The organism is Brachyspira innocens ATCC 29796 (genome assembly GCF_000384655.1).
Classification (GTDB): domain Bacteria; phylum Spirochaetota; class Brachyspiria; order Brachyspirales; family Brachyspiraceae; genus Brachyspira; species Brachyspira innocens.
This window is the reverse complement of sequence record NZ_ARQI01000116.1, coordinates 15,362-41,027: the sequence shown is the minus strand read 5'-3', so window position 1 is coordinate 41,027 and position 25,666 is coordinate 15,362. Positions and strand designations below refer to the sequence as shown.

The window sequence follows — 25,666 nt, the reverse complement described above, 5'->3', positions numbered from 1 at the left end:
TAATTTTTTAAATATTATTTACTTTATATAGTATTTTTTGGTAATATTTATTATATTATAATATACTTAAGAATGTATAAATAAAAAATATTTAGTTTATAAAAAGTTTAAAATAATAAACTTATTTCAAGTCCCACTTTAGTTTCATAGCCAAAATAACTTGAAGCCCCTCTAGGCTTACCATAACCCACTTTCAAAGATACAGCATATCTGTAAAACTCTACCCCAAGTCCGAAATTAACAGCTGCATGCCAAGGATCTTTTATAAGCCCTAATCTATCTTTTTTGTCCAAAATAGCTGCAATATTTATGCCTGTTATTAAGCTGATTTGATCTTTATACAAAGGAAATCTATAGTCAAGCCCTGTATGTATTCTAAATAATTGAGGACTGTTTCCTACAGCATTATATGAAATTTCAGAACCCAAATATATACTGAAATTTTTGATATAATAATAAACTGCTATAGAGCCGAATTCATAACTGCTTCCGCTCTTTATTGAAGTATCTCCCTTAAAACCATCTACCAAATGTGTTGACTGATGATACATTGGTATAAATCTTATTTTCATATTAATGCCTACAAGATTCTGAAGCCAAAGGTCAGCAAATACCATAAACTGCCCTGAAAAATCATATACATCAAATAGTCCGCTGTTTCTTCCAAGTATAGATATTTCCATAGCTCCGCCCATGCCTACAGAAAAATATTTATTTCTATAAAACATTATCTCACTTGCAAGGCGTCCTTCTACATATACAGATATTGATTTAAAATCCCAGTTAGCATCTGGAGCTATAAGCGATAAATTCTTTTCTACATTAAAATTTTTTCCAAACAATATACGTCCTATAAATGCCCTTGGATCCTGCCAGCCCATATAGTATTTATCAACACTGTATATACGAAAAGGGTTAGTAAAAGTATAATCATCTGATAAATAATTTAGTTCATTATTATTTAATTCATTTTCTTGAGGATACAAAAATAATGCTGACATAAATAAAAGCATTAATGATAAAATAATAGGTTTCATTTTTATTTCTCTATTTTTATTATTTTGTTATTATTTTGAATTGATATATAATAATATAATAAAGATTTTTTAACAATATATATTTATGCAAATAAAAAGGCAATGATAAAAAATTATCACTGCCTCATTTATGTATAATACTATTAATTCAATTTTTTAGGTATTCTGACATTCTTCAAAGCCTCTAATCTTTGAACTATTGCCTTTTCTACCTCAAAATTACTAGGCTCTACATTGTCAAAACTATATTTGCTTGCAAGCGTCAATGTTTCTTTTTCCTGAACATAATTACGCATTCTTCTGTAAATTAAAGACATTCTAAAAAGAGATAATTTTTGTCTGTATCCGTTAAGGTAAGACTGTCTGTAATAATCAATTGCAGCTGTACCTCTGTTTCTATTGCCGTAATGCTCTGCTAATCTGAAATATATTCTTCCTTTTTCTTTAGTTACATAAGTATTTTCAGCCATAGCAATAATTTCTTTTTCTATATTGGCATAATTATTTTCATCGATTAACTTTTCATAAATATATAAAAGACTAAAATAAGCATCTAATTTATAAGCAGGTATTGTAAGATTAGTAGCTAAATTAATAGCTTTTCTGTACTCTTCTATAGCCAAACGATAAGAAGCAGCACCGCCTTGCTCAGCAGGACTTCCGCCCTCTTTTTCATATATTAAACCTAAAAAATAATGAGCATCGGCATTGTTAGGATAGTACATTACCGTCTTATTCATAATGTATAAAGCATAAGGAATATCGCCGTTATATATGGCTCTCTTAGCCTCACCTATATATACCCAAGCAGGTTCTAATTTGCCGTTAAATAATGAACTATACATATTTGTATCTATTGTAACAGTTCTTACTGTATCAGCTGTTCTGTTTGGAATATTAAGAGACTGACCCTGTGCATATACATATAAAGTGCTAAGTACTAATATATTAAATATTAAAAATATACGTTTCATAAATAAGCTACATCAAAATAAATATTATTATATAAATACTTATCGGTATAATATAATTTTTACATTATATAATTTTTGCCTTAAATATATCAAATATTCATATACTTTTTCACTATTTCATCATCTTCCAAAGCTGTAAGTATTTCAACTCCGTCTTCTTTAACAGCTACTGTATGTTCATAATGAGCTGATAATGAGCCGTCTCTAGTGATAATAGTCCAATCATCATCTTCTATAAGTATGGCATGATGACCCATATTAACCATAGGCTCTATTGCTATAACCATATTAGTTTTAAGTATAGGTCCAGTACCCTGCTTTCCTCTGTTAGGTACAGCAGGCTCTTCATGCAAATTAGCTCCTACTCCATGACCTTGAAACTCTCTTACTAATGAATAACCAGCATCCTCTGCAGTTTTTTGTATGGCATAAGAAACATCGCCCAAATGAATACCATTTCTAATTTGTTTAATACCATTAAAAAATGACTCCATAGTTTTATCAATAAGCCTTGAAGCCTCTTCAGATACATTGCCTACTTTAAAAGTAAATGCCCTGTCTGAATGATAGCCTTTATAATATACGCCTATATCAAGACCTATTATGTCTCCGTCTTTTAATATCTTCTTTTTGCTCGGTATACCATGTATTACTTCATTATTAATAGAAGAACATATAGATCCTGGAAAAGGAGGATTACCATAACCTTTAAATGAAGGTTTGGCATTATGCTTTCTTATATAATCGTACACAAATTTATCTATCTCTTTAGTTGAAATGCCTGCCTGAACAATCTTTTCTACTTCTTTAAATACATTAGCCAATATATGACCGCTTTCACGCATTAAATTAATCTCAGCTGGAGTTTTTATTTTTATAGCCATTTTTTATATACCTTTATTAATTAAAAAATACTGCTGCTGTTTTGAGAATTGCCGCCAAAACTATTATTATCTGAAGATGATATATTATTTTCTATATTATTATTACTTTCTAAATTAGCAGATGAAGTATTATCAGCAGTATCAATAGATTGTTCTTCTAATTTTATGCCAGTAAATGATTCCTCAACAACTTTTGAAATATCTTTTTTCTGACCGCCCGTAATAGTCATTTCTCCCTGTATAACAGCACCCTCACCTACATCTATTTTAGGAGCTTCTATATTTCCTAAAACTCTTCCTGTTTCTATTAATATTACCTCTCTTCTCGCATCAATATTTCCAATCAAAGTGCCTGCTATTGTAATACTTTCTGTAATAATTGTACTCGTTTTTACTTTGCCGTTCGGACCTATAACCAAATGCCCATCTATTTTTAATTCGCCTTCAAATTTCCCGTCTATTTGAAAAGAACCTTTAACAATAAAAGTACCTTTAAATGATGAGCCGTCTCCTATAACGCTGTTTATCATATCTCTTTTTGCCATAAATGTTAATCTCCTAAATATATAGTTTGATTTTATAAGATACTTATAAAAAGTCAATATCATCAATTAGTAAGCTGTTACTATATAATAGTATAACATATTTTTATTATTTTTTCTATTTTTTGAGTTTACAAAAAAGCACTGTATCGCCGTCACAAGTAGAAAATATTCTTGTACACTATTTTCTGTTATTAATTTTATCAATAATTGCAGCCTTATAAAAATTTCTAAGTTATTATAAGTGATTATGCAGCAAAAAAAATTAGAAAATTTACAAAAGCATATAAATTAAAAATAGAAATAAAAAAATAATTTAAGTAAATACCCAAAATAATACATTAATTTTTTGAAATATTAATTATTCTTTTTAAATCCATTTTGCCTTCATATATAGCCTTACCTACTATAGCCCCATTAACATTCATGTCTTTTAATTTAACTATTTCTTCCTCAAAAGTAATACCTCCTGAAGCTATAATATTGCATGAAAGTTTTTCTCTTAACTCTTTATATATTTCTAAATTAGTACCAGATAATTTACCGTCTTTTGAAATATCCGTATATATGATAGTGTCAATACCCATTTTATCTAGTTTAATACAAAACTCTACAGAATCCTGTCTATTAATCTCTTTCCAGCCTTTTATAGCTATCATTCTGTCTCTTGAATCTATAGAAACTGCTATATTCTCTTTATATTTATTAATCATACTTTCTGTAAAATCAAGATTTTCAACAGCTGCAGTACCCAGTATAGTTCTTTTTACACCTATATCTAAATATCTTTTTATAGTATCTTCATTTCTTATACCGCCGCCTACTTCTACAAATAAACTGCATCTTTTTATTATCTTCTCTATTGTCTTAAAATTAATAGTCTCTCCGTCACTTGCACCGTCCAAATCAACAATATGAAGATATTCGCTTCCGCTTTCTACAAAAAAATCAAGAACTTCCAAAGGGTCTTTAAAATAAGTTGTTTTATTATTATAATCTCCCTCAACAAGTCTTACTACTTCTCCGTTTTTTAAATCTATTGCAGGTAATATATACATCTTTAATATCCTAAATAAATATAATTGTATTATAATATTATGAATTAGATACTTAGTCAAGAATTAATACAAATATGAATTGTTTAATAGCCATAGATATCCTTTTTGGTTTAAAAAAAGAAAGTATTCCTTATATTTAAATTAACACAAACAAACTAAAATGAATACCTATACAACAATATAATACAAATCAGAAAAAAAGATAGTATTAATAAAGCTAAAAATAAAATAGTATAAACTTTAAAACTTAATATTATAACTTATTATTATTGGAAAAGAAATTATAAAAAACAAGTCCTATAGAGAATAAGAGCAGAAAACCTAAAAATAGTACTAATAAACTTAAAGATAAAAAAATTATTAAAAAAATAGTAAAAGTCCATAAGAAATATAAAATGGTGAACTAAAAATAAAAAAAATTTTTAAAAAAGAAAATATTAAAATAGGTACTAAAGCTATTGAGACTATATTAAAAGAACATAATTTGTATTAAAAAAGAAGAAAATAATAAAAAAACATAGAGAAAAGCATGCTGTTTATATCAAAGAAGATATGCTCTGTATGCTTTCACAGCGAAAAAAATTACAAATAGATGTTAAATATGACTTTTTTGGATAAATAGTTTACTGCTGTAGATATAATAACAAAAATAAGTTTTAGACATTTATATGCTGAAAAAACGCAGATAAAAAAATATAGCTTTACTTCTAAAACAAATATAATATCAAAATTCATTTTATTTTTAAAAACTCCGATATAAATATAAAATAATTTAAAAATTTCAGGTTTTATTATGATTAAAGATTTATACATAAAAAATTTTAGAGGTTTTGACTCTATTAAAATAGATAATTTAAAAAAAATAAACTTTTTAGTTGGAAAAAATAACTCTGGTAAAACAAGCATACTTGAATCAATAATGCTTATACTTTCACAGTCACGTATTAATATTATAGAAAATATAAAAAATATAAGCAGAATTAAAGAAAATAAAATTGAAATCAAAACTCTTTTTTATAATTTTGATTATAATAACAGCATAAATTTTAATTATAATAAATATGACAATACAAACTATGATATAAATATTAACCCTATACTAAAAGATGGTAAAATATTTAATGATGATAATATAGAACTAAACTATAGTATCATTATTACAAATGAAGCTTCTGATTCTATAGAAGAAAAAAAATTAACCATTCCAAATATAAATAATACCATATATATGATGAACAGGAAAAATGAAAATATAGATAATAAAACAGAAGTATATATACCAAATATCATAGAATATCAATCTATTAGTAATTACTTAATAGAAATTATAAAAAATAAAAATGAACAGCAATTAATAGAAATGCTTTCATTTTTTAATAAAGATATAAAAGCAGTCAATGTCTTAAAAAATGATATATATCTTAATATTGAAGGAATAAATGAATTAGTATTATTAAATTTAATGGGAAGCGGATTAAAAAAATATTTATCTATAATACTCCCAATAATTGTAAATAAATTTAGTACAATTTTAGCTGATGAAATGGAAAACGGACTTGATAAAGAAAGCATTAGAAATTTATTAAAAAACATATTAAAATTAAGCAGAAATAATGATACTCAGATATTTTTTACAATAGAGAATCTTGAAATATTAAAATTATTATCTGAAATAGTTAATGAAGAATTTAATGATATAAAAGAAACCGTAAATATTATAAATATAGTAAATACAGGAAATGAAGGCTTTAAATCCTATAATTATAATACAGACAATTTAAATGAAATAACAGAAAGCATTTAATCATTTATATGATAGGATTGTTTCAAAACTAATTTTATTTATTAGACCTGTTGCAATTTTTTATATATTAATAATTAAAAATAATATTTATAATAATTAGTGTTTTGTGTAATAATGCATAGTAGTCACACTGTGTACTTCTCAATGGCAAAGCCTTTCAAATTTCTAAATTTAAAAATTTATTTTTTGACAAACTATATTTGTTCAGATATAAACTTAACAATTTTTATTAATACAAAAAAATAGGCCTGAAATTTATAACAACTTCAAGCCTATTTAGTACACAATTATAATATAATGATAATTACCACCATTTTTTATTTAAATCTGGTTTTCTTATATATTCTGGAAGAACTAATTCTTTTTTATCATCATTAGTAGTATTGTTATTATTTTCAGGTATATACTTAGAATCACCTCTCAAATAAGAAGCTATATTTTCATATCCATTATCATATGCCAAATCAGCAGCTGTATAACCGTCTCCATCTTTTATATTTTTATCAGCATTACATTTTTCTACCAATGCCATAACACTATCAATATTTCCATAAGCAGCTGAATAATGTAAAGCAGTATCTCCTGTAGAATCTTTTATATTAACATCAGCTCCTCCGTCTTGAACTAAAGATACTAAAGCATCAGAATTATCTTCTAAAGCAGCATAATGTATAGGGTACATACCTTCATTGTTGGCTATATTAACGCTTGATTTATCAGAAGAAACTATATTTTTTATAACATCAGAAGAAGCATACATTGCCGCATAATGAAGTGCGGTATTACCATCAGAGTTTTGCATTTTTGTATCAGCACCATATTTTAAAAGTACAGTAACTGTAGAAGGATTATCTTTCATAGAAGCCCAATGCAAAGGAGTATCATTTCCATTGTTGTCTGTTTCATTAACTAATGTTTTATCTTTTTCTAATAATAATATAACAGCATCATCATTTCCATTAGCAGAAGCCACATGTATAGGCATAGCTCCGTCTACATCATCTCTTGCTCTCATATTACATCCAGCCTCTATAAGAGTATATATTATATCAGCATTTCCTATATATGAAGCAGTTATTAAAGGAGTAGCTCCTCCCAAATACCAATTATCCAAAGTAGCTTCATAAGGCAGTTTTACTTCTTTATTAATATCTTTATAAGAAAGCAAAGCCTCTACAGAATCTAGGCTATTATTGATAACAGCTAAATGCAAAGGAGAATATCCGTTTTCATCTACGAAGTTAGGATTAACGCCTTCTTTTATTAGAGTATTTATAGCTATTATATCATTATTTTTTACAGCAACTAAAAGTTCAAGCTGTTTAACATCAAGAGGTTTTTGTTCATTATCTTTAGTATCATATCCAGCAGTAGCATTCTGTTCTGGAACAGATTCCTCAGCTATTTCACCTTGCATATTATCATCTATAGCTTCTCTAGCATCTGCCTCTTGAGTTTCTTCTGCTGCATTTTCTTCTGTATTATTATCAGCAACAACTGTTTCATCATCAGTTACTTCTTCAGTGTCTTCTCTTGCTATATTTCCAGTTAAATAATTTCTTACATCATCACGTCTTGCATAATATACAGGATTATTACCGTCTTTAGTTAAACTCTCTTTATCAGCCCCCAAATCAACAAGAGTCTGAACTGTTTGAAGTGAAGAGAAAGCAGCAGCATAATGAAGAGCAGTCCAGCCGTCTGCATCTTTTGCTTCTATATCTGCACCATTTTCCATTAATAATTTAACTGTGTCTGGCTTATCTTTCATGGAAGCCCAATGCAAAGGAGTATTTCCTCTATTGTCTGTATCATTTATTGCAGTAGGATCTTTCTCTAAAAGTATTTTTACTACTTCATTATTTCCATTAGCTGATGCCATATGTATAGCCATACTTCCGTCAACATCATCTTTAGCTTTGATATTAGCATTATTATCAAGCAAAGCTTTTACTATATTTGCATCGCCTATATATGATGCCAAAATCAAAGGACTTGCCCCGCCTAAATACCAGCCGTCTATGCTTACCTTCATATCTAGTTTGGAATTAACATTTATATTTTCATCTTTAAGCAAAGCATTTACAGTATTTAAGTCTCTATTATAAATTGCTCTATGTAAAGGAGTATACCCTTCCCCGTCCAATACATTTATATCTATATCTGGAGAGCTAGATAATATATTTGATACATTATCTGCGTTTTTTTCATTAATAGCATTAAACAAGCTAGTTTCATTGGTTGTTAATGCGAATATAGAATAACTAAAAGTTAAGAATATAGCTAAGAATTTAATACGTTTCACTTCTGATACTCCAATTTTATAAATTATCAATAATAAGTATATTAGATAATAAATAAATATCAAGTACAATAAAAAATTTATACATAAAATTTTACTTTAAATAATTTTTTATAAAAACAATAATTATGAAAACTTGAAATAAAAAATAATTATGATAAAATGTTTGATACAAATAAGGAATGAGGTCTCCTTAGATTATTGACATTATCAAATAATCAAACCGCTTAATATTATTCACTATAAAAAATATAAAAGCTGATGACTTCTGCAAATTTTATGATTTTTTAAGTTATTAAAAGATAAGTATATCTTTAATACCAAATTATAAATTGCAGACAGCAGTTTTATATTTTATCAAATCTTAAAAAATCAAATACAATTAAAAAGGATTTAATCTTATGCTTCTCAGTTTGGCATTAATATTTTTATGCGGAATGTTTTTAGGAAAAATATTTTCTCTATTAAAACTCCCCTCTCTTTTGGGGCTTATTATAACGGGAATTATACTAGGTCCATATTGTTTAAATCTATTAGACGGCTCAATACTTTCAATATCTGCAGATTTAAGAGAATTGGCTCTTATTATCATACTTACACGTGCTGGGCTTAATCTTGATATAGAAGACTTAAAAAGAGTAGGACGTCCTGCAATACTAATGTGTTTTATCCCAGCAAGTTTTGAAATAATAGGAATGGTTTTAATAGCTCCAAGACTTTTTAATATTACTTTATTTGAAGCAGCTTTAATGGGTTCGGTTGTAGCTGCTGTTTCTCCTGCTGTACTTGTTCCTAAAATGCTTAAACTTATTGATGAAAGATACGGCACTAATAAAAGTATACCTCAATTACTTATGGCAGGTGCTTCTGTTGATGATATATTTGTAATAGTGTTATTTGCTTCTTTTACTTCTTTAGTTAAAGGCGGAAGTGTTTCAGCACTTGATTTTTTGAAAATACCTACTTCTATAATATTTGGGCTTTTAATAGGTGTGATAATAGCATTGATACTTACAAAATTTTTTACTAGATTTCATATAAGAGACAGTGCCAAAGTGGTAATAATATTAAGCATATCATTTATACTTGTAACAATAGAAAACTCTATATCAAAGGTTTTTAATGGTATTATAGGATTTTCTGGTCTTCTTGCTGTTATGAGTGTAGGAGCATTTTTAAAAGCTAAAAAACAAGAATTATCAAAAAGACTATCTTTAAAATATTCCAAACTATGGGTAGCAGCTGAAATTATGCTTTTTGTGCTTGTAGGTGCTGCTGTCAATATAAAATATGCTCTAAATACTGGCTTTACTGGTATTTTACTCATATTCGCTGTATTAATCTTTAGAATGCTTGGAGTTTTAATTTCTCTAATAAAAACTAATCTAAATAAAAAAGAGAGAATATTCAGCATGATTGCCTACTGTCCGAAAGCAACTGTACAGGCTGCGATAGGTTCAATTCCTTTATCTTTGGGTTTTGCTTCAGGCGAAATCATACTCACTATAGCAGTACTTGCAATACTTATAACTGCTCCTTTAGGGTCTTTTGCAATAGAGTTTTTTTATAAAAGATTATTAGAGCATGAATAATTAAATAAAGACTTCTTAAAAATAACTTTTATATACTTTTTTTAAGAAGTCTAATTTATAAATTATGATATTTATTTTCCAGTATTTTCTCTAATACATTGAACAGATAAATCATCAACTGTTAAATCATTATATCCTTCAAGAGAAAATTTAACTTGCAGCTTTACTTTAGAGTACTCTCCATCTTGTAATTTATTTTTCATTTTATCCACACCATCTTTAGATAAAACAACCATATCATTAAACGTAATAGTAAAATCTTCTTTAACTAATCCTATATCTTTAGAAGCGGGATCAGAATTATCAAATGTTAATGCTGTAACTGTAACACTGGCATTTTCTATTTGAAATGTCAAGTTAGGATCTTTACATGTAGACTGAAAATCAATACCTACTGAACCTGATTCAAAATTATAACTGTGTAATCTTAATTCAATAACTTCATCTCTTCCTGATATATATTCAAATTCAGGAAAATTTTTATTTTGTCCTGTTTGTCCAGTATTTCCTCCATTATCTGAGCTGCTTCCTCCATTGTTGTTATTAGGATTTGAAGGACTATTGCAGCTAAATATCAACAACATCACAGATAACATTAATAGTAATTTTTTAATCATTTTTATTTCTCCTTTTTTAAAAATAAAATTATTTTATATTAACTTATACTTATTTTTGCAATAGCAAAAAAGCTTATAAGATAATAAGCCAGAGTAATTAAAGTAATTAATGAAAAATTAGAATATAGTTTCTTTATTAAGTATAAAAAACTATATAGCGGTGCGGTGCGGTGCGGTGCGGTGCGGTGCGGTGCGGTTATATAATACATTTTATACCTTTTAGTAATTTTAAATTATATATTATTTATTCAATACTTAATACGTATTTTTTTAATAATTTCCGATTTTTTTTTGAATAAATATTAAAAAAATATAGTAAAATTTTTATTTTTTAGTGTATACTCAAACAAATACAGTTTGTCAACAATTAGTTTTTCAAATTTATTATTTGTAGAAAAATACAGTTGTGCTGTAGGCAATCTAAAGAACTGCATTTTTTGGCTTAAATATATAATTTACATGTAAAACATTTACTTAAATAATAATTAATATTATTAAATTAGCATAAAACAACAAACTCATAAAATTGTTTGTCAAGTACTTTTGAAACAAGTCTAATATAAAACTTTTTATATATTACTATTTGAAAAAATGTTTCTTATACATTATAATATTTTGTAAATAAATTTAATAATGAAGAATAAAATATGATTAATATAGCATTACCCAAAGGAAGACTAGTAAATAAAGTGTATACTCTGTTTGAAAAAATAGGCTATGAAAACAAAGAAATACTAGAAGATAACAGAAAACTAGTATTTGAAAATAAGGATAAAAATGTACGCTACCTTATAGTAAAGCCTTCGGATGTTGGAATATATGTTGAGAAAGGAGTTGCTGATATCGGCATTGTAGGAAAGGATATACTTCTTGAAAATAATCATGATGTATATGAACTTCTTGATTTGAAATTTGGAAAATGTAAGGTTTGTATGGCTTCTGTTAACGGATATAAAGAGGATATTGAAAGAAGATTAAGAGTTGCTACAAAGTATGTTAATATATCAAAAAATTATTTTAATTCTATAAACAGAGATGTTGAAATAATAAAATTAAACGGATCTATTGAGTTGGCACCTATACTCAATTTATCTGATGTGATAGTTGATATAGTAGAGACTGGAAGCACTTTAAGAGAAAATAACCTTGTAATTATAAAAGATATTATTGATTATATAAGTGCAAGATTAATAGTGAATAAAGTAAGCTATAAGTTTAAAAATGATTTAATAAAGAAAATAGTGAAAAATATAGAAGAAGTTTTATAAGGAATTAGTATTATGATAAAAGTAATTAATTATAAAGAATGCAAATCATTAGATGATATATTATTAAGAAGTCAATTCAGTTATGATGATGTTAATGAAAAGGTAAAAGCAATACTTGAAGATGTTAAACAAAATGGAGATAATGCTTTAAAAAAGTATGCAAAGATGTTTGACAATGCTAATATAGAAAATATAGAAGTAACAGAAAAAGAAATAGAAGAAGCATATAACAGAGTTGATGAAAAGTTTAAAGAAACATTAAAACTAGCTTATAACAACATAGAAAAATTCCATAAAAAACAATTAAGAAACAGTTTTATAACCAATGAAGAAGATGGTATAGTTATGGGACAGATTATAAACCCTATAGAAAAAGTAGGAGTTTATATACCTGGTGGTACGGCAGTTTATCCTTCAACAGTGCTTATGAATGTTATACCTGCAAAAGTAGCTGGAGTAAATGAAATAATATTAGTATCTCCTCCAAACAAAGAAGGCAAAATTAGTGATAATATATTAGCTGCAGCAAAAATAGCAGGAGTAAATAAAGTTTTCAAAACAGGCGGTGCTCAGGCAATAGCGGCTTTAAGTTACGGCACAGAATCTATACCAAAAGTATATAAAATAGTAGGACCTGGTAATATATATGTTGCTATGGCTAAAAGACTTGTATATGGAGAGGTGTCTATTGATATGGTGGCAGGCCCTAGCGAAGTATTAATAATATCAGATGAAACTGCAAATCCTATATATATAGCCTCTGACATGCTTGCACAGGCTGAACATGATAAATTAGCTTCAAGTATATTAATAACAACAAGTGAATATATAGCAGAAAAAGTAAAAGAAGAATTATATAAACAGTTAGAAAAATTAAGCCGTAAGGATATAGCAATGGAATCTATAGAAAATAACGGCAGAATAATAATAACAGAAACTATAGATGAGGCAGTATATATAAGCAATGAAATAGCACCAGAGCATTTAGAGATAAGCATAAAAGATCCATTCTCTGTATTAAGCAAAATAAAAAATGCAGGATCAATATTTTTGGGTAATTATACTCCTGAAGCATTGGGCGATTATTTGTCTGGTGCTAATCATGTAATACCTACAAGCGGAACAGCGAAATTTGCTTCCCCTTTATCAGTAGATGACTTTATAAAAAAATCTTATATAACATACTACACTAAAGAGGCATTAGAAAAAGTGAAAGACAATATAATTAACTTTGCAGAGCATGAAAGTTTAGGAGCACATGCCAATTCTGTAAAAGTAAGGTTCTAATTATATATGAGCTTTAATATAATAAAAGGTGATTGTCTTGAAGTACTCGATACTATAGAAGAAAACTCTATAGATATGATATTTGCTGATCCTCCTTATAATCTTTCAAATAATGGAATAACTTGTCATGCTGGTAAAATGGTTAGCGTAAATAAGGGTGAATGGGATAAAAGTTTAGGTTTTGAAGAAGATACAGCTTTTCATGAGGCTTGGATATCAAAATGCAGAAGAGTTTTGAAAGATGAAGGCACTATATGGATAAGCGGTACTAATCATAGTATATATAAATGCGGATATATATTAGAAAAATTAGGCTTTTATATATTAAATGATATAGTTTGGTATAAGCCTAATGCCGCACCCAATTTAAGCTGTAAGGTATTTACTCATAGCCATGAAACTATTCTTTGGGCTAAAAAAAATAAAAATGCAAAACATTATTATAATTATGATCTTATGAAAAATATGGATTTTGAAGATGATAAATTAAAATCCAAGGGTAAACAAATGAGAAGTGTATGGTCAATATCTTCACCGTCAAAAAGTGAAAAAACACATGGTAAACACCCTACTCAAAAACCATTGAAACTTTTAACTAGAATAATATTAGCATCAACAAAAGAAAATGACACTATTTTGGATCCTTTTAATGGATCTGGTACTACGGCAGCAGCATGCAAAATAATAGGAAATAGAAACTATATAGGAATAGAAATAGATGAAAATTACATAGAACTTACAAATAAAAGACTTAATGATATTGATAATAAGGAGAGTTTTTTATGAGCAGTAATTCTTGGAAAGCTATATTTGATAAATATAATATAAATAATCATAATTTTGATAAAGAACCATTTTATATTAATGCTAAAATGATCAAAGATGCTACTAAAGATTTTAAGACAACTTCAGAAAAAGAAGTAAGGATTTTATGTAAGCAAGATCATAGAGACAGCAGACCAGATATATTTATAGAAAAAGAATTATTTATACTTCCTATAAAAAATGGAGAATATGCTATAATAAAAGGAGAAGGATACATTGATATACCAGATATAACTTCTAAAGTTTTAAAATATGATTCAAAATTAGAATTTGATTTAGATACTGCTAAAGTAGGTAATTCAGAAATGCAGCATTTAGATTTTGCCTATGCTTCAAGTATCATAAGAACTTTTACAGAAGATGATACTCTTGTACTTACAATAAGAGGAAGAAAATATACTCCTAAATTTTCTTTTTATGTAGGAAAAATATTAATAGAAGCTGAGAGTGTTCAAACAGAAGTTGATGCAGGATACGAAGGTAAAAATAATGTTGTATTAATAGAAGCTAAAAATTCACAAACTAAAGACACTATTATAAGACAATTATACTATCCATATAGACAATGGTCTGAATATACAAATAAAAATGTACGAACATTATTTTTTGAAAAAAGAAATAGAGAATATTTAATTTGGGAGTTTAGATTTAAAGATATAAATAATTATAATAGTATTTATTTATATAAAGAAGCTAAATATATTATTAACTGATTATATAAATAAATACAAAAATTATAATTAATATTATTTACTTTCTTTTATAACATTATTATGAACAAAGAACATCATATTGATGAAAACATAAAGTATCATCATGCTTGCTATTATAAGCTCAAATATAGAAATAATATTCCATATATAAAAATACTCACCATTAATACTTTTTGAATAATTAGCATATTTAAGCAAAGCCTGAGCCCCAACAGCTAATGGGAAAGTATAAGCTGCAAACAAAGGTATAAACTTAATTCTAAAAGCCCTTATAAGAGATAAATAAACCTTAAATGTAGTAAATAACCCCAAAGCTAAAAGAAAATTAAGTAAAGCTGTATTGTAAGTCTGAAAAGCTGTTAAATAACCGCATAAACAAAGATTAGCAGGAGCACCCATTACAGCAAAAGCTGGAAATCTGTCATCAGGCAAAGGTTCATGAAAAATAATTCTATAAAATATAAAAGGAAATATTATAATATAAAGAATAGTTCCTATATAAACTATTATCTGAGACACTTGAGGAAAACCCATATTAGCACCAGCAACAGCAGCTACAACTATACCAACAGGAGGAACAAACCAGCTAGGAAGCATATGTTCTAAATCTTTCAAGTTAATTCTATGTGCTATAAATGTAAAAGCAAATATTATATGTACAGCAATTGCAATAAACCACATAGCTATACCAAGCGGTCTTACAAACTGAACCACAGAAGATGATATAACCATAACTGCCATATCAAGAGTAGGAATAGTACTTCCTGCAACTGGGTGTTCTAAATCATTAAGGAAAGCCCCAAATGATGAAAATATTTTAGTTATAATTGTAAGTATTAAAATAGATGAGATTACAGCACCAATATAAGCAAAATATTTAATACCAGTAAATATAGTCCAAGCATTAAATATACCTCCTATACCAAGTGCCAAACCAGTAAGAGCCAAAGGCATTTTATTAATTTTGTTTATCATTTTATTACACTTTATTGTTTGAATATATTAAGAATTATAAAAAGAGGTTCTCATATTGTAATGAAAACCTCTTCTTAATTAAATTATTTATACAGTTATTTGCATAACTTCTTCTTCTTTATCGGTGGTTTCCACATTATTCTTTTTATCTAAATCACCGCTATGTTTGTTATAAACATGCAATTTATTATATAATTTAACACCAGTACCTGCAGGTATTAAATGACCTATAATAACATTTTCTTTAAGTCCTAGAAGTTTATCAACTTTTCCTTTAATAGCAGCATTAGTTAAAACTTTAGTAGTTTCTTGGAAAGAAGCAGAAGATATAAAGCTTTCAGTATTTAAAGCAGCTTTAGTTAATCCTAAAAGTACAGGCTTACCGCTTGCAGGAGAACCGCCTGCTTCTTCATAGCGTTTATTTTCTTCTTCAAACTCATATTTATCTACATACTGACCTACAATATATTTAGTGTCGCCAGGATCAGTAATTTCAAGTCTTCTTAACATCTGTCTTATTATAAGAGCAAAGTGTTTATCATTAATACCTACACCCTGCTGCTTATATACACCTTGAATCTCTTCAAGCAAATAAGTCTGTAAAGCCAAATCTCCCTGAGTTTCTAGTATGTCATGAGGATTTATCTTACCAGCACATAACTGAGTACCAGTTTTTACATAGTCTCCGTTTCTTACAAGAAGCATCTTACCATGAGGAACCAAATGTTTAGTTTCATCAAATTCATTTCTGATTTTAACTACTTTTTTACCTTTATGAGAACCGCCTATTTCAACCTCACCGTCAATACCAGCAATAATAGCAGTATCTTTAGGTTTTTGAGCTTCAAGTAATTCCTGTACTCTAGGAAGACCTCCAGTAATATCTCTACTTTTTTGCTGTATACGAGTAGTTTTAGCTATAACCTCACCTATTTCAACCTTTTGGTTATTTTCAACCATAAGCTGAGCACCATTAGGTATATCTGTTTCAAAAGGCTCACCTTCTCCTGTAATTAATATCTTAGGCTGCATACTAGCATCTTTAAACTCCTGAATGATATTAGTTACGTTTCCAGTCTGTTCGTCTATAGACTCAACCAAAGTTCTTCCAGGAATAATATCCTGCCATCTTACAATACCTGATTTTTCAGAGATGATAGGTTCGTTATAAGTATCAAAGCTAGCTATAACAGTATTAGGTTCAATAAATACATGTTCATCAACTTTATATTCACTTCCTACTTTAATAGCAATAGAGTGTTTAACACCTGTAATCATTACATATTTATCATCATCAGTAACTATCAAAGTACCATTATGAGTAGCTTTTATTTCACTTCCGTCTTTAGTATTGGCAATAACGTCTCCTATAAGAACCTTAGCATTATTTTCAACTAATAATTCTTTTATAGTGTTTTTCTCGAATTTTTCAAGTACACGTCTTATAACCAAATCACCCTTTCTAGCAGTAATTTTTACACCATTAGGCTGAACAACATAATTTGAGAATTGTTCTATATATATAGGATAATTAACTTTAACTTCATTTTCTTCAACCATCTGAGTAGCAACACCACCGATGTGGAAAGTTCTCATTGTAAGCTGAGTACCTGGCTGACCAATACTTTGAGCCGCAACAACACCAACAGCCTCACCAATAGAAGCAAGATTATTAGTAGATAAACTTCTTCCATAGCATTTCTGACAAACTCCCATTCTGCTTTCACAAGTAAGAGGGTGTCTTATTCTTATTTTCTCTATACCAGCTTTTTCTATAATGTCCCCAATCTCTTCAGTAATTTCAGTATTAGCAGGACAAATAAGTTCTTTAGTAACTGGATGATAAATATATTCATTACTGAAGAAACCAACTATACGGTTTTTAAGAGGATCAATAATTTCGTCCCCAGATTTTATAGCTTCTATTTCAATACCTTTAACAGTACCGCAGTCATGCTCAGAAACAACCACCCCAATAGCAACATCTACTAACCTTCTAGTAAGATAACCAGCATTAGAAGTTTTTAATGCAGTATCGGCAAGACCTTTTCTAGCACCGTGAGTAGAAATAAAGTATTCCTGTACAGTAAGACCTTCTTTAAAGTTAGATATAATAGGAAGCTCAATAATTTCACCAGAAGGTTTAGCCATAAGTCCACGCATACTAGCAAGCTGTCTTATCTGCTGTTTAGAACCTCTAGCTCCAGAGTCTGCCATTATATATACTGGATTAAATCCGTCTTGGTCTTGTCTTAAATTATCCATCATAGCTTCTGTTATTTTACCTTCAACAGTAGTCCAAAGGTCGATAACTTTCTGCTTTTTCTCATCTGTAGTAATAACACCATTTTGATATTGAGTTTCAATGAACTCTACCTGTTTAGTAGCCTCTTCTATTTCATGTTTTTTCATCGGAGGTATAAGTATATCAGCTATAGAAATAGTAGAACCAAATACAGTAGCACTCTTATATCCAAGCTCTTTAATATCATCAAGCATATTAACTGTTACAGCTGTACCATGTTTTAAATATACTTCATGAATAAATTTAGCTAAATCTTTACTGTTAAAATCTCTGTTTTGGAATCTAAAATCTTCTGGAATAACTTCATTAAATTTTAATCTTCCAACAGAAGTTTCAAGGAATTCTTCTTCACCGTCTTTATTTTTCATTAGTACTTTAATTCTAGCTTCAAGCTCAACCAAATCATTATCATAAGCAAGAAGTGCATCTTTAGGAGAAGAGAAGATTTTTCCCTCACCTTTAATACCAGTTCTTAATTTAGTTAAATAACTAATACCAAGTACTATATCTTGAGTAGGGTTAACAATAGGCTCTCCATTTGCAGGGTTTAATATATTATGAGGAGCAAGCATCAAAGTCCAAGCCTCAATCTGGGCCTCAGCAGAAAGAGGCGTGTGAACTGCCATCTGGTCGCCGTCAAAGTCAGCATTGTAAGCGTGACAAACTAATGGGTGAAGCTGAATAGCCTTACCTTCAACAAGTACTGGTTCAAATGCCTGAATACCAAGTCTGTGAAGTGTAGGAGCTCTGTTTAATAGAACTGGATGCTCTTTAGCTATTTCTTCTAATACACCCCAAACTTCTTCTCTGCCCTCTTCTACAAATCTTTTTGCAGATTTTATATTATGAGCTGAATTGATTTCAACTAATTTTTTCATAATAAATGGTTTGAATAATTCAACAGCCATTTTTTTAGGAAGACCGCATTGATGCATTTTTAGTCTAGGACCAGCAACAATAACCGAACGTCCGGAATAGTCAACACGCTTACCCAAAAGGTTTTGTCTGAAACGTCCCTGCTTACCTTTAAGCATATCAGAAAGCGATTTTAAAGGTCTGTTACCAGGTCCCTTAACTACTTTTTTACGTCTGCTGTTATCAAATAAAGCATCAACAGCCTCCTGAAGCATTCTTTTTTCATTTCTTATAATGATATCAGGAGCTCTTAAAACTAATAATCTTCTTAAACGTATATTTCTATTAATAACTCTTCTATAGAGATCATTCAAGTCTGAAGTAGCGAAACGTCCTCCGTCAAGCTGAACCATAGGTCTTAAATCTGGAGGAATAACTGGCACTACATCAAGTATCATCCAAGTAGGATCATTTCCGCTAGCCTTAAAGTCTTCAAAGATTTCAAGACGCTTTCTCAAACGTCTGTCGCTCTTCTCTCCTTTTTTAATCATCTCTTCTCTGAGCTTTCTAATCTCTTCGTCCATATCAAGGTCTTTAAGCATATCACGTATGCCCTCAGCACCTATACCTATTCTTATATTATCACCGTATCTGTCTAAAGCCTCATTATATTCATCTTCAGTTAAAAGATCGCCTTTTGAATATGCACTATCGCCTGCATCAATAACAACGTATCTTTCAAAATAAAGTACGCTTCTTAAATGAGCAATATTCATATTAAGAAGAAGTCCTATTCTTGAAGGAGTATTTCTATAATACCAAATATGAGCAACAGGAGCAGCCAATTCTATATGCCCCATTCTCTCACGTCTTACCTTAAAATGAGTAACTTCAACACCGCATTTATCACAAACTACACCTTTATAACGAATGCTTTTAAACTTACCGCAGTAACATTCATATTCTTTAGTAGTTCCGAATATCTTTTCACAAAAAAGTCCGTCTCTTTCAGGTCTTAAAGTTCTGTAGTTAATAGTTTCTGGTTTTTTTACCTCACCATAACTCCATTCTCTCATAACCTGAGGACTTGCTATACTAATTTTTATTTGGTCAAAGTTTGAAAATTGCATATACTTAAACTTCTCCTAATTATTTAAAAATCTGTGTTTTCTTTTTAGTTTTTTGTCTAAGTTCTTTTTCAGTAGAAGGAAGCTGATTGCCTTCTTCATCATGAATAGTAATATTAAGACCCAAACCTCTAAGCTCCTGAACTAATACGTTAAAGCTTTCTGGTATACCCGGAGAAGATATAACATCGCCTTTAACAATAGATTCATATATTCTAGCACGTCCTGTCATATCATCTGATTTAACAGTTAAGAACTCTTGAAGCATATTTGCAGCTCCATAAGCCTCTAATGCCCAAACTTCCATCTCTCCTAAACGCTGACCTCCGAATTGAGATTTACCTCCCAAAGGCTGCTGAGTAACAAGTGAGTAAGGACCTGTACTTCTAGCATGTACTTTATCTTCAACTAAGTGATTAAGTTTAAGCATGTACATGTATCCTACAGCTACTTCATTTTTGAAAGGCTCTCCTGTTCTTCCGTCATAAAGTCTAACCTTTCCATTAGGATTCATACCGCTTGTAACAAATGCTTCTCTCAATGCCTCTTCTTTTGGTCCTTCAAATACTGGACAAGCATATTTAAGTCCCATTTTATGACCAGACCAACCAAGTAACATCTCAATTACCTGACCTATATTCATACGTGAAGGTACACCTAATGGGTTAAGACATATATCTACTGGAGTACCGTCTTCCAAGAAAGGCATATCTTCTATTGGCATAATTCTAGCAACGACCCCTTTGTTACCGTGACGTCCTGCCATTTTATCGCCTTCCTGTATTATACGTTTCTTAGCTAAAAATACTTTTACTACTTCCTCAACTCCCGGCTTCAATTCATCTCCGTTTTCTCTGCTGTATACTCTTACATCTATAACTGTACCGTCCTTACCATGAGGAACTCTTAAAGAAGTATCTTTTACATCTCTTGCTTTTTCACCGAATATTGAGTGAAGAAGTCTGTATTCTGGAGTTATTTCAGTTTCACCTTTTGGTGTTACTTTACCTACTAATATATCGCCTGCTTTTACTTTAGCACCTATTCTCACAATACCTCTTTCATCTAGGTTTTTGAAAGCAGAATCTGATACATTAGGTATATCTCTAGTAATATTTTCTTTATCTAATTTTGTTTCGCGTGCTTCTACAGAAAACTCTTCTATGTGAATGGAAGTAAATACATCTTCCTGAACTAATCTTCTGCTTAAAAGTATAGCGTCCTCGAAGTTGTATCCTTCAAAGATCATGAAAGCAGCTAAAACATTTCTTCCAAGTGCTAACTCACCATGATCAGTTGCAGGCCCGTCAGCTAGAAGTCCTCCAGCTTTAACTACATCGCCTACATTTACAACTGGTCTTTGGTGATAATTTGTATCTTGGTTAGTTCTTTGATATTTTACTAATTCATAAACATCAAAATCATCATCACTGTTCTGTTTTGTAGGTTTAATTATAATCTCATCATGTACAACTTTTATAACTTTTCCAGCTCTTTTTGCATGTACTGCTATTCCAGTACCCGGCTGACAAATTTTTGCCTCTACACCTGTTCCTACAATAGGAGCTTCTGGATAGAGCAAAGGAACACTTTGACGCTGCATGTTTGAACCCATTAAAGCTCTGTTAGCATCGTCATGCTCCAAGAATGGTATTAATGAACTTGAAAGAGAAACTATCTGCTGAGGTGAAACGTCCATATACTGAACCTGATCTGGTGAAGAATATGGGAATTCACTTCTGTATCTTGTTGATATAAGATTTTCTTTAAATGTTCCATCTTCGTTTAAAGGAGCATTAGCATCAGCAATATGGTATCTCTCCTCATCATGTGCTGTTAAGTATTCTATTTCATCTGTTACTTTTCCGTCTATAACTTTTCTGTATGGAGTTTCTAAAAATCCATGTTTATTAATTTTAGCGTAAGTAGCAAGCGAAACTATAAGTCCGATATTTGGTCCTTCAGGAGTTTCAATAGGACATATTTTACCATAGTGAGTATGGTGTACGTCTCTTACTTCAAAACCTGCTCTGTCTCTAGTAAGACCGCCCGGACCTAATGCGTTTAATCTTCTTTTATGTGTAATCTCTGATAATGGATTGTTCTGATCCATGAACTGAGATAATTGGCTTGTACCGTAAAACTCTTTTATTACAGCCTGTATAAGTTTAATGCTTACAAGAGACTGAGGAGTTACTGCTTCCATATCCTGCATTTGCATTCTTTCTTTGGCTATACGCTCCATTCTAGTAAATCCAGCTTTTATTTGTATAGCAAGCAATTCTCCTACGCTTCTTACACGTCTGTTTCCTAAGTGATCTATATCATCTAACTGTTCTTCATTAATAAATACTTTTATTAAAAAACGAATAGTTTCTATTATATCTTTATGTCTTAAAACTTTATCCTGTTCGCTTTCAGGGAAGTTTAATCTTTTATTAATTTTATAACGTCCTACATCACCCAAAGCATATAATTTAGGGTCAAATACTAAGTCATTACATGTTCTTACAACGTTTTCTATTAAAGCAGGCTCACCTGGTCTTATAACATTGTATATTTTTGTACATGCTTCTTCTTGGTTTTTAGTAGTGTCTTTATCTAAAGTATTAATTATAGTAACATTATCTTTTATTGCTTCCATATTTAATACTGATATTTCTTTAATGCCGCTCATTAAAAGTCTTTCAGCAAGGTTTGTATTGATAAGCTCGCCCGGGTTTAATATAATTTCATCTGGGTTTTCTGTATCAAATACTGTAGAATAAGAACGTCTTCCTATTAGGGCTTCTTTCTTTTCATCATCTGAAAGTTTTTCTAATGAAATATTATCTACTTCATAAAATAATTTCAAAATTTCTTCATTAGTTGTGATACCAATAGCTCTTAAAAATACTGTAACAGGAAGTTTTTTCTTTCTGTCTATTCTAACATACATAATGTCTTTTTTGGTATCAAGCTCAAATTCAAGCCAAGTACCTCTGTCTGGAATGATTTTGGCTACGAACATAGCATCTCTGTCGCTTCTATTGAAAACAACACCAGGAGATCTGTGAATTTGAGAAACTACAACACGTTCAGCACCATTAATTATAAATGTGCCTCTGTCTGTCATAGCAGGTATATCGCCTACAAAAATTTCTTGTTCTATAATTCTTTCTGGGTCTCTTACAGTTAATTGAACTTTTATTTTAAAAGGATAAGCGTAAGTTTTATCTCTTCTTCTGGCTTCTTTTTCTGTAATTTTAGGCTCTCCTATAGAATAGGAGATGAATTCTATCTGCATTTTTTCGTTGGAAGCCACTATAGGGAATATTGAAGTTAATACTTCCTGCAATCCTTCATTTTTTCTTTTATTTTCAGGTACATCCTTTTGAAGGAAGCTCTCGTATGACTCTTTCTGTATAGCGAGGAGATCAGGAGGTTCTATTACGGAAGCAGAACGTGAAAAGTTTACACGTCCATTTTCTATCCTATATTTCTTTGCGAACTCTACCCCTCGTTCTGGATATACTTTATTATCTATCTGAATGTTATTGGCCATATTAAAAGATCTCCACAATTAAACGCTTTTTATAATAGACTTGATAAAAATAGTAATAAGAAGGGTACAAGCGTATCATACCCTTCTTAATATTTAAATCATTAAATGTTAATGATATATTTACAAAAATAATTATTTAACTTCAACTTTACCGCCTGCAGCTTCCAATTGTTTTTTGATTGCTGCTGCTTCATCTTTAGAAACGCCTGATTTGATAGTTTCTCCGCCTTTTTCTACTGCATCTTTAGCTTCTTTTAAGCCTAAACCGCTAACTGCTCTAACTTCTTTAATAAGAGCGATTTTTTTATCAGCTTCAAAACCTGTAAGAATGATATCAAATTCATTTTTTTCTTCTTCTGCTGGAGCTGCTGCACCGCCTGCTGGAGCTGCTGCTACTGCTGCAACTGGCATAGCTGCTGTTACATTAAATTTTTCTTTAATAGCTTCTACTAATTCATGAAGCTCTATAACTTTCATTTCTTCTATTGCTTGTAATATTTCTTCTTTACTTAAAGCCATTGTTTATCTCCTTAAAAATGTTTAATAATTTTCTTTATTTTTAATAATTTTCCAGCATATTAAGCTGATTTTTTCTTTTCTTCTTCAACACTGTCAAGCACATAAGCAAGCTCTGATATAATGCTTTGCAAGCTGTTTGCAAAACTTGATATAGGAGACTCGAGTGCTGTAACAAGATGAGAAAGCAAAACTTCTCTTGGCGGAATGTTAGCTACAACTTGTACTTGTGCTGGGTCAAGCAAATCTTCACCCATATAGCCGCCTTTGATTTTTATTTTGTCATTTTTCTTAGATGCTTCGCTTATTACTTTAGCTGCACCAGGTACATCTTCCTTAGCAAATACTACTGCTGTAGGATTGACAAACATTTCATCTTTTACTTCTCTGCCTAACTCTTTTAAAGCAATATCAACTAAAGAGTTTTTACATATTTTCATTGAAGAAGAAGTCTTAGCTAATTCACGTCTTAAATCTGTAAGCTGAGATACTGTTACTCCTCTGTAATCGAAGAATACTAGTCCTGCACAGCCGCCAATACTTTCTTTAAGAAATGATACTGTTTCAATGTTTTTCTTATTAGGCATACTACCACCTCTATTATATTAAACCATTTCGCTGTAACTATTCATATAATGGGATCACAAAATATGACTTCGCTAAAAACAAAACAGGTTTATCGCTAAATTAATTACATTTTGATTTTTTTATGATCTATTTTTATACCTACACCCATTGTAGATGTTACACCTACTGCTTTAATGTATTCACCTTTCAAATCTGTAGGTTTTTTTCTTAAAATTTCATCATAGAATGCTTTGAAATTTTCATTTAATTGAGAAGCATTCATAGAAGCCTTACCAATACCCATTCTTACTATACCATTTTTATCTGCTCTGTATTCCATTCTTCCAGCTTTGAAACTTTTTACAGCCTGAGCTATATCAAGTGTAACTGTTCCTGTTTTTGGGTTAGGCATAAGACCTTTTCTTCCGAGAATTTGTCCTAATTTACCTACTTCTTTCATCAAATCTGGTGTAGAAATAGCAACATCAAAGTCAGTATATCCGCCTTTAACTTTATCTATCAAATCTTCAAAACCAACTTCCATAGCTCCTGCTGCTTTTGCCTCATCAGCTTTCTCACCTTGAGCAAATACTACTACTCTTTTTTCTTTACCAAATGCATTTGGGAATGATAATGTATCTCTTATTGAGTGTTTTGGTAATATATTAAGGTTTATTGTTACCTCAATAGTTTCATCAAATTTACAGGTAGCGTTTTTCTTAGCTAAATCAATAGCCTCTTCTACTGAATAGAGTTTTAATCTCTCTACTTGTTTACGTATAGCGTCGTAACGTTTGCCACCTATTTTCTTTTCTTTTGTTGCCATAATTATTTTCTTCCTTTTCTTTCAAACGTCTACTTCCATTTATTCTAA

General features: G+C 29.8%; 19 protein-coding genes. 6 read left to right on the top strand and 13 right to left on the bottom strand.

The genetic code is table 11. From position 1 onward, the window contains the following. Positions 1-107: 107 nt before the first annotated feature. The 5 genes from F811_RS0109255 to hisA all read right to left on the bottom strand — a co-directional run bounded on the left by F811_RS0109255 (position 108) and on the right by hisA (position 4,495). On the bottom strand, positions 108-1,037 hold the full coding sequence (locus tag F811_RS0109255; protein ID WP_020004966.1) for a hypothetical protein: 930 nt from the start codon (positions 1,035-1,037) through the stop codon (positions 108-110). Positions 1,038-1,180: 143 nt separating this feature from the next. After that, positions 1,181-2,011, bottom strand: a complete 831-nt coding sequence (locus F811_RS0109250) for a tetratricopeptide repeat protein (RefSeq protein WP_020004965.1) — start codon at positions 2,009-2,011, stop codon at positions 1,181-1,183. A gap of 89 nt (positions 2,012-2,100) precedes the next feature. Beyond that, positions 2,101-2,895, bottom strand: coding sequence for a type I methionyl aminopeptidase (map, locus tag F811_RS0109245; RefSeq protein WP_020004964.1), 795 nt, complete (start codon positions 2,893-2,895; stop codon positions 2,101-2,103). A gap of 20 nt (positions 2,896-2,915) precedes the next feature. After that, positions 2,916-3,440, bottom strand: a complete 525-nt coding sequence (locus F811_RS0109240) for a bactofilin family protein (protein ID WP_020004963.1) — start codon at positions 3,438-3,440, stop codon at positions 2,916-2,918. A 338-nt stretch (positions 3,441-3,778) separates the two neighbouring features. Continuing rightward, positions 3,779-4,495 (bottom strand): 1-(5-phosphoribosyl)-5-[(5-phosphoribosylamino)methylideneamino]imidazole-4-carboxamide isomerase, encoded by a 717-nt coding sequence (gene hisA, locus F811_RS0109235; protein ID WP_020004962.1) that lies wholly within the window; start codon positions 4,493-4,495, stop codon positions 3,779-3,781. Positions 4,496-5,288: 793 nt separating this feature from the next. Here hisA and F811_RS0109230 point away from each other — a divergent pair. Next, positions 5,289-6,299: an AAA family ATPase gene (locus F811_RS0109230; protein ID WP_020004961.1), complete on the top strand. Its 1,011-nt coding sequence runs from the start codon at positions 5,289-5,291 to the stop codon at positions 6,297-6,299. A gap of 304 nt (positions 6,300-6,603) precedes the next feature. Here the strand turns inward: F811_RS0109230 and F811_RS0109225 are convergent, their stop codons facing one another. After that, a complete protein-coding gene (locus F811_RS0109225; RefSeq protein ID WP_020004960.1) occupies positions 6,604-8,604 on the bottom strand; it encodes an ankyrin repeat domain-containing protein in 2,001 nt (666 codons plus the stop codon). A gap of 398 nt (positions 8,605-9,002) precedes the next feature. Between F811_RS0109225 and F811_RS0109220 the strand changes: the two genes are divergently transcribed. Continuing rightward, a complete protein-coding gene (locus tag F811_RS0109220) occupies positions 9,003-10,193 on the top strand; it encodes a cation:proton antiporter (protein ID WP_020004959.1) in 1,191 nt (396 codons plus the stop codon). A 71-nt stretch (positions 10,194-10,264) separates the two neighbouring features. Here the strand turns inward: F811_RS0109220 and F811_RS0109215 are convergent, their stop codons facing one another. Beyond that, complete coding sequence (locus F811_RS0109215; protein ID WP_245555849.1) at positions 10,265-10,777, bottom strand: hypothetical protein; 513 nt, start codon at positions 10,775-10,777, stop codon at positions 10,265-10,267. A gap of 680 nt (positions 10,778-11,457) precedes the next feature. On the opposite strand from F811_RS0109215, the gene hisG reads away from it, so the two are divergent. Genes hisG through F811_RS0109195 form a run of 4 tightly spaced genes read left to right on the top strand, consistent with a single transcriptional unit; the run spans position 11,458 to position 14,903 of the window. After that, positions 11,458-12,078 (top strand): ATP phosphoribosyltransferase, encoded by a 621-nt coding sequence (gene hisG, locus F811_RS0109210; protein ID WP_020004957.1) that lies wholly within the window; start codon positions 11,458-11,460, stop codon positions 12,076-12,078. A 12-nt stretch (positions 12,079-12,090) separates the two neighbouring features. Further along, on the top strand, positions 12,091-13,365 hold the full coding sequence (gene hisD, locus F811_RS0109205) for a histidinol dehydrogenase (RefSeq protein ID WP_020004956.1): 1,275 nt from the start codon (positions 12,091-12,093) through the stop codon (positions 13,363-13,365). Between the two features lie 6 nt (positions 13,366-13,371). Beyond that, entirely contained in the window at positions 13,372-14,151 is a 780-nt protein-coding gene (locus tag F811_RS0109200; protein WP_020004955.1) for a DNA-methyltransferase, read from the top strand. Next, on the top strand, positions 14,148-14,903 hold the full coding sequence (locus F811_RS0109195; protein WP_020004954.1) for a type II restriction enzyme: 756 nt from the start codon (positions 14,148-14,150) through the stop codon (positions 14,901-14,903). Before F811_RS0109200 ends, F811_RS0109195 begins: the two co-directional genes overlap by 4 nt. Positions 14,904-14,936: 33 nt before the next feature. On the opposite strand, the gene F811_RS0109190 is transcribed toward F811_RS0109195, so the two are convergent. The 6 genes from F811_RS0109190 to rplA all read right to left on the bottom strand — a co-directional run bounded on the left by F811_RS0109190 (position 14,937) and on the right by rplA (position 25,618). Beyond that, a complete protein-coding gene (locus F811_RS0109190; RefSeq protein WP_020004953.1) occupies positions 14,937-15,878 on the bottom strand; it encodes a TDT family transporter in 942 nt (313 codons plus the stop codon). 87 nt (positions 15,879-15,965) lie between these two features. Continuing rightward, the gene (gene rpoC / locus F811_RS0109185; RefSeq protein WP_020004952.1) at positions 15,966-20,168 is read right to left on the bottom strand and encodes a DNA-directed RNA polymerase subunit beta'; all 4,203 of its coding nucleotides are present in this window, start codon (positions 20,166-20,168) and stop codon (positions 15,966-15,968) included. Between the two features lie 19 nt (positions 20,169-20,187). After that, positions 20,188-23,709 (bottom strand): DNA-directed RNA polymerase subunit beta, encoded by a 3,522-nt coding sequence (gene rpoB, locus F811_RS0109180; protein ID WP_020004951.1) that lies wholly within the window; start codon positions 23,707-23,709, stop codon positions 20,188-20,190. 132 nt (positions 23,710-23,841) lie between these two features. After that, positions 23,842-24,228, bottom strand: a complete 387-nt coding sequence (gene rplL, locus F811_RS0109175) for a 50S ribosomal protein L7/L12 (protein ID WP_013114408.1) — start codon at positions 24,226-24,228, stop codon at positions 23,842-23,844. A 59-nt stretch (positions 24,229-24,287) separates the two neighbouring features. Then, positions 24,288-24,812 (bottom strand): 50S ribosomal protein L10, encoded by a 525-nt coding sequence (gene rplJ / locus F811_RS0109170; RefSeq protein ID WP_020004950.1) that lies wholly within the window; start codon positions 24,810-24,812, stop codon positions 24,288-24,290. Between the two features lie 104 nt (positions 24,813-24,916). Beyond that, the gene (rplA, locus tag F811_RS0109165) at positions 24,917-25,618 is read right to left on the bottom strand and encodes a 50S ribosomal protein L1 (RefSeq protein WP_013114406.1); all 702 of its coding nucleotides are present in this window, start codon (positions 25,616-25,618) and stop codon (positions 24,917-24,919) included. Positions 25,619-25,666: the final 48 nt, after the last annotated feature.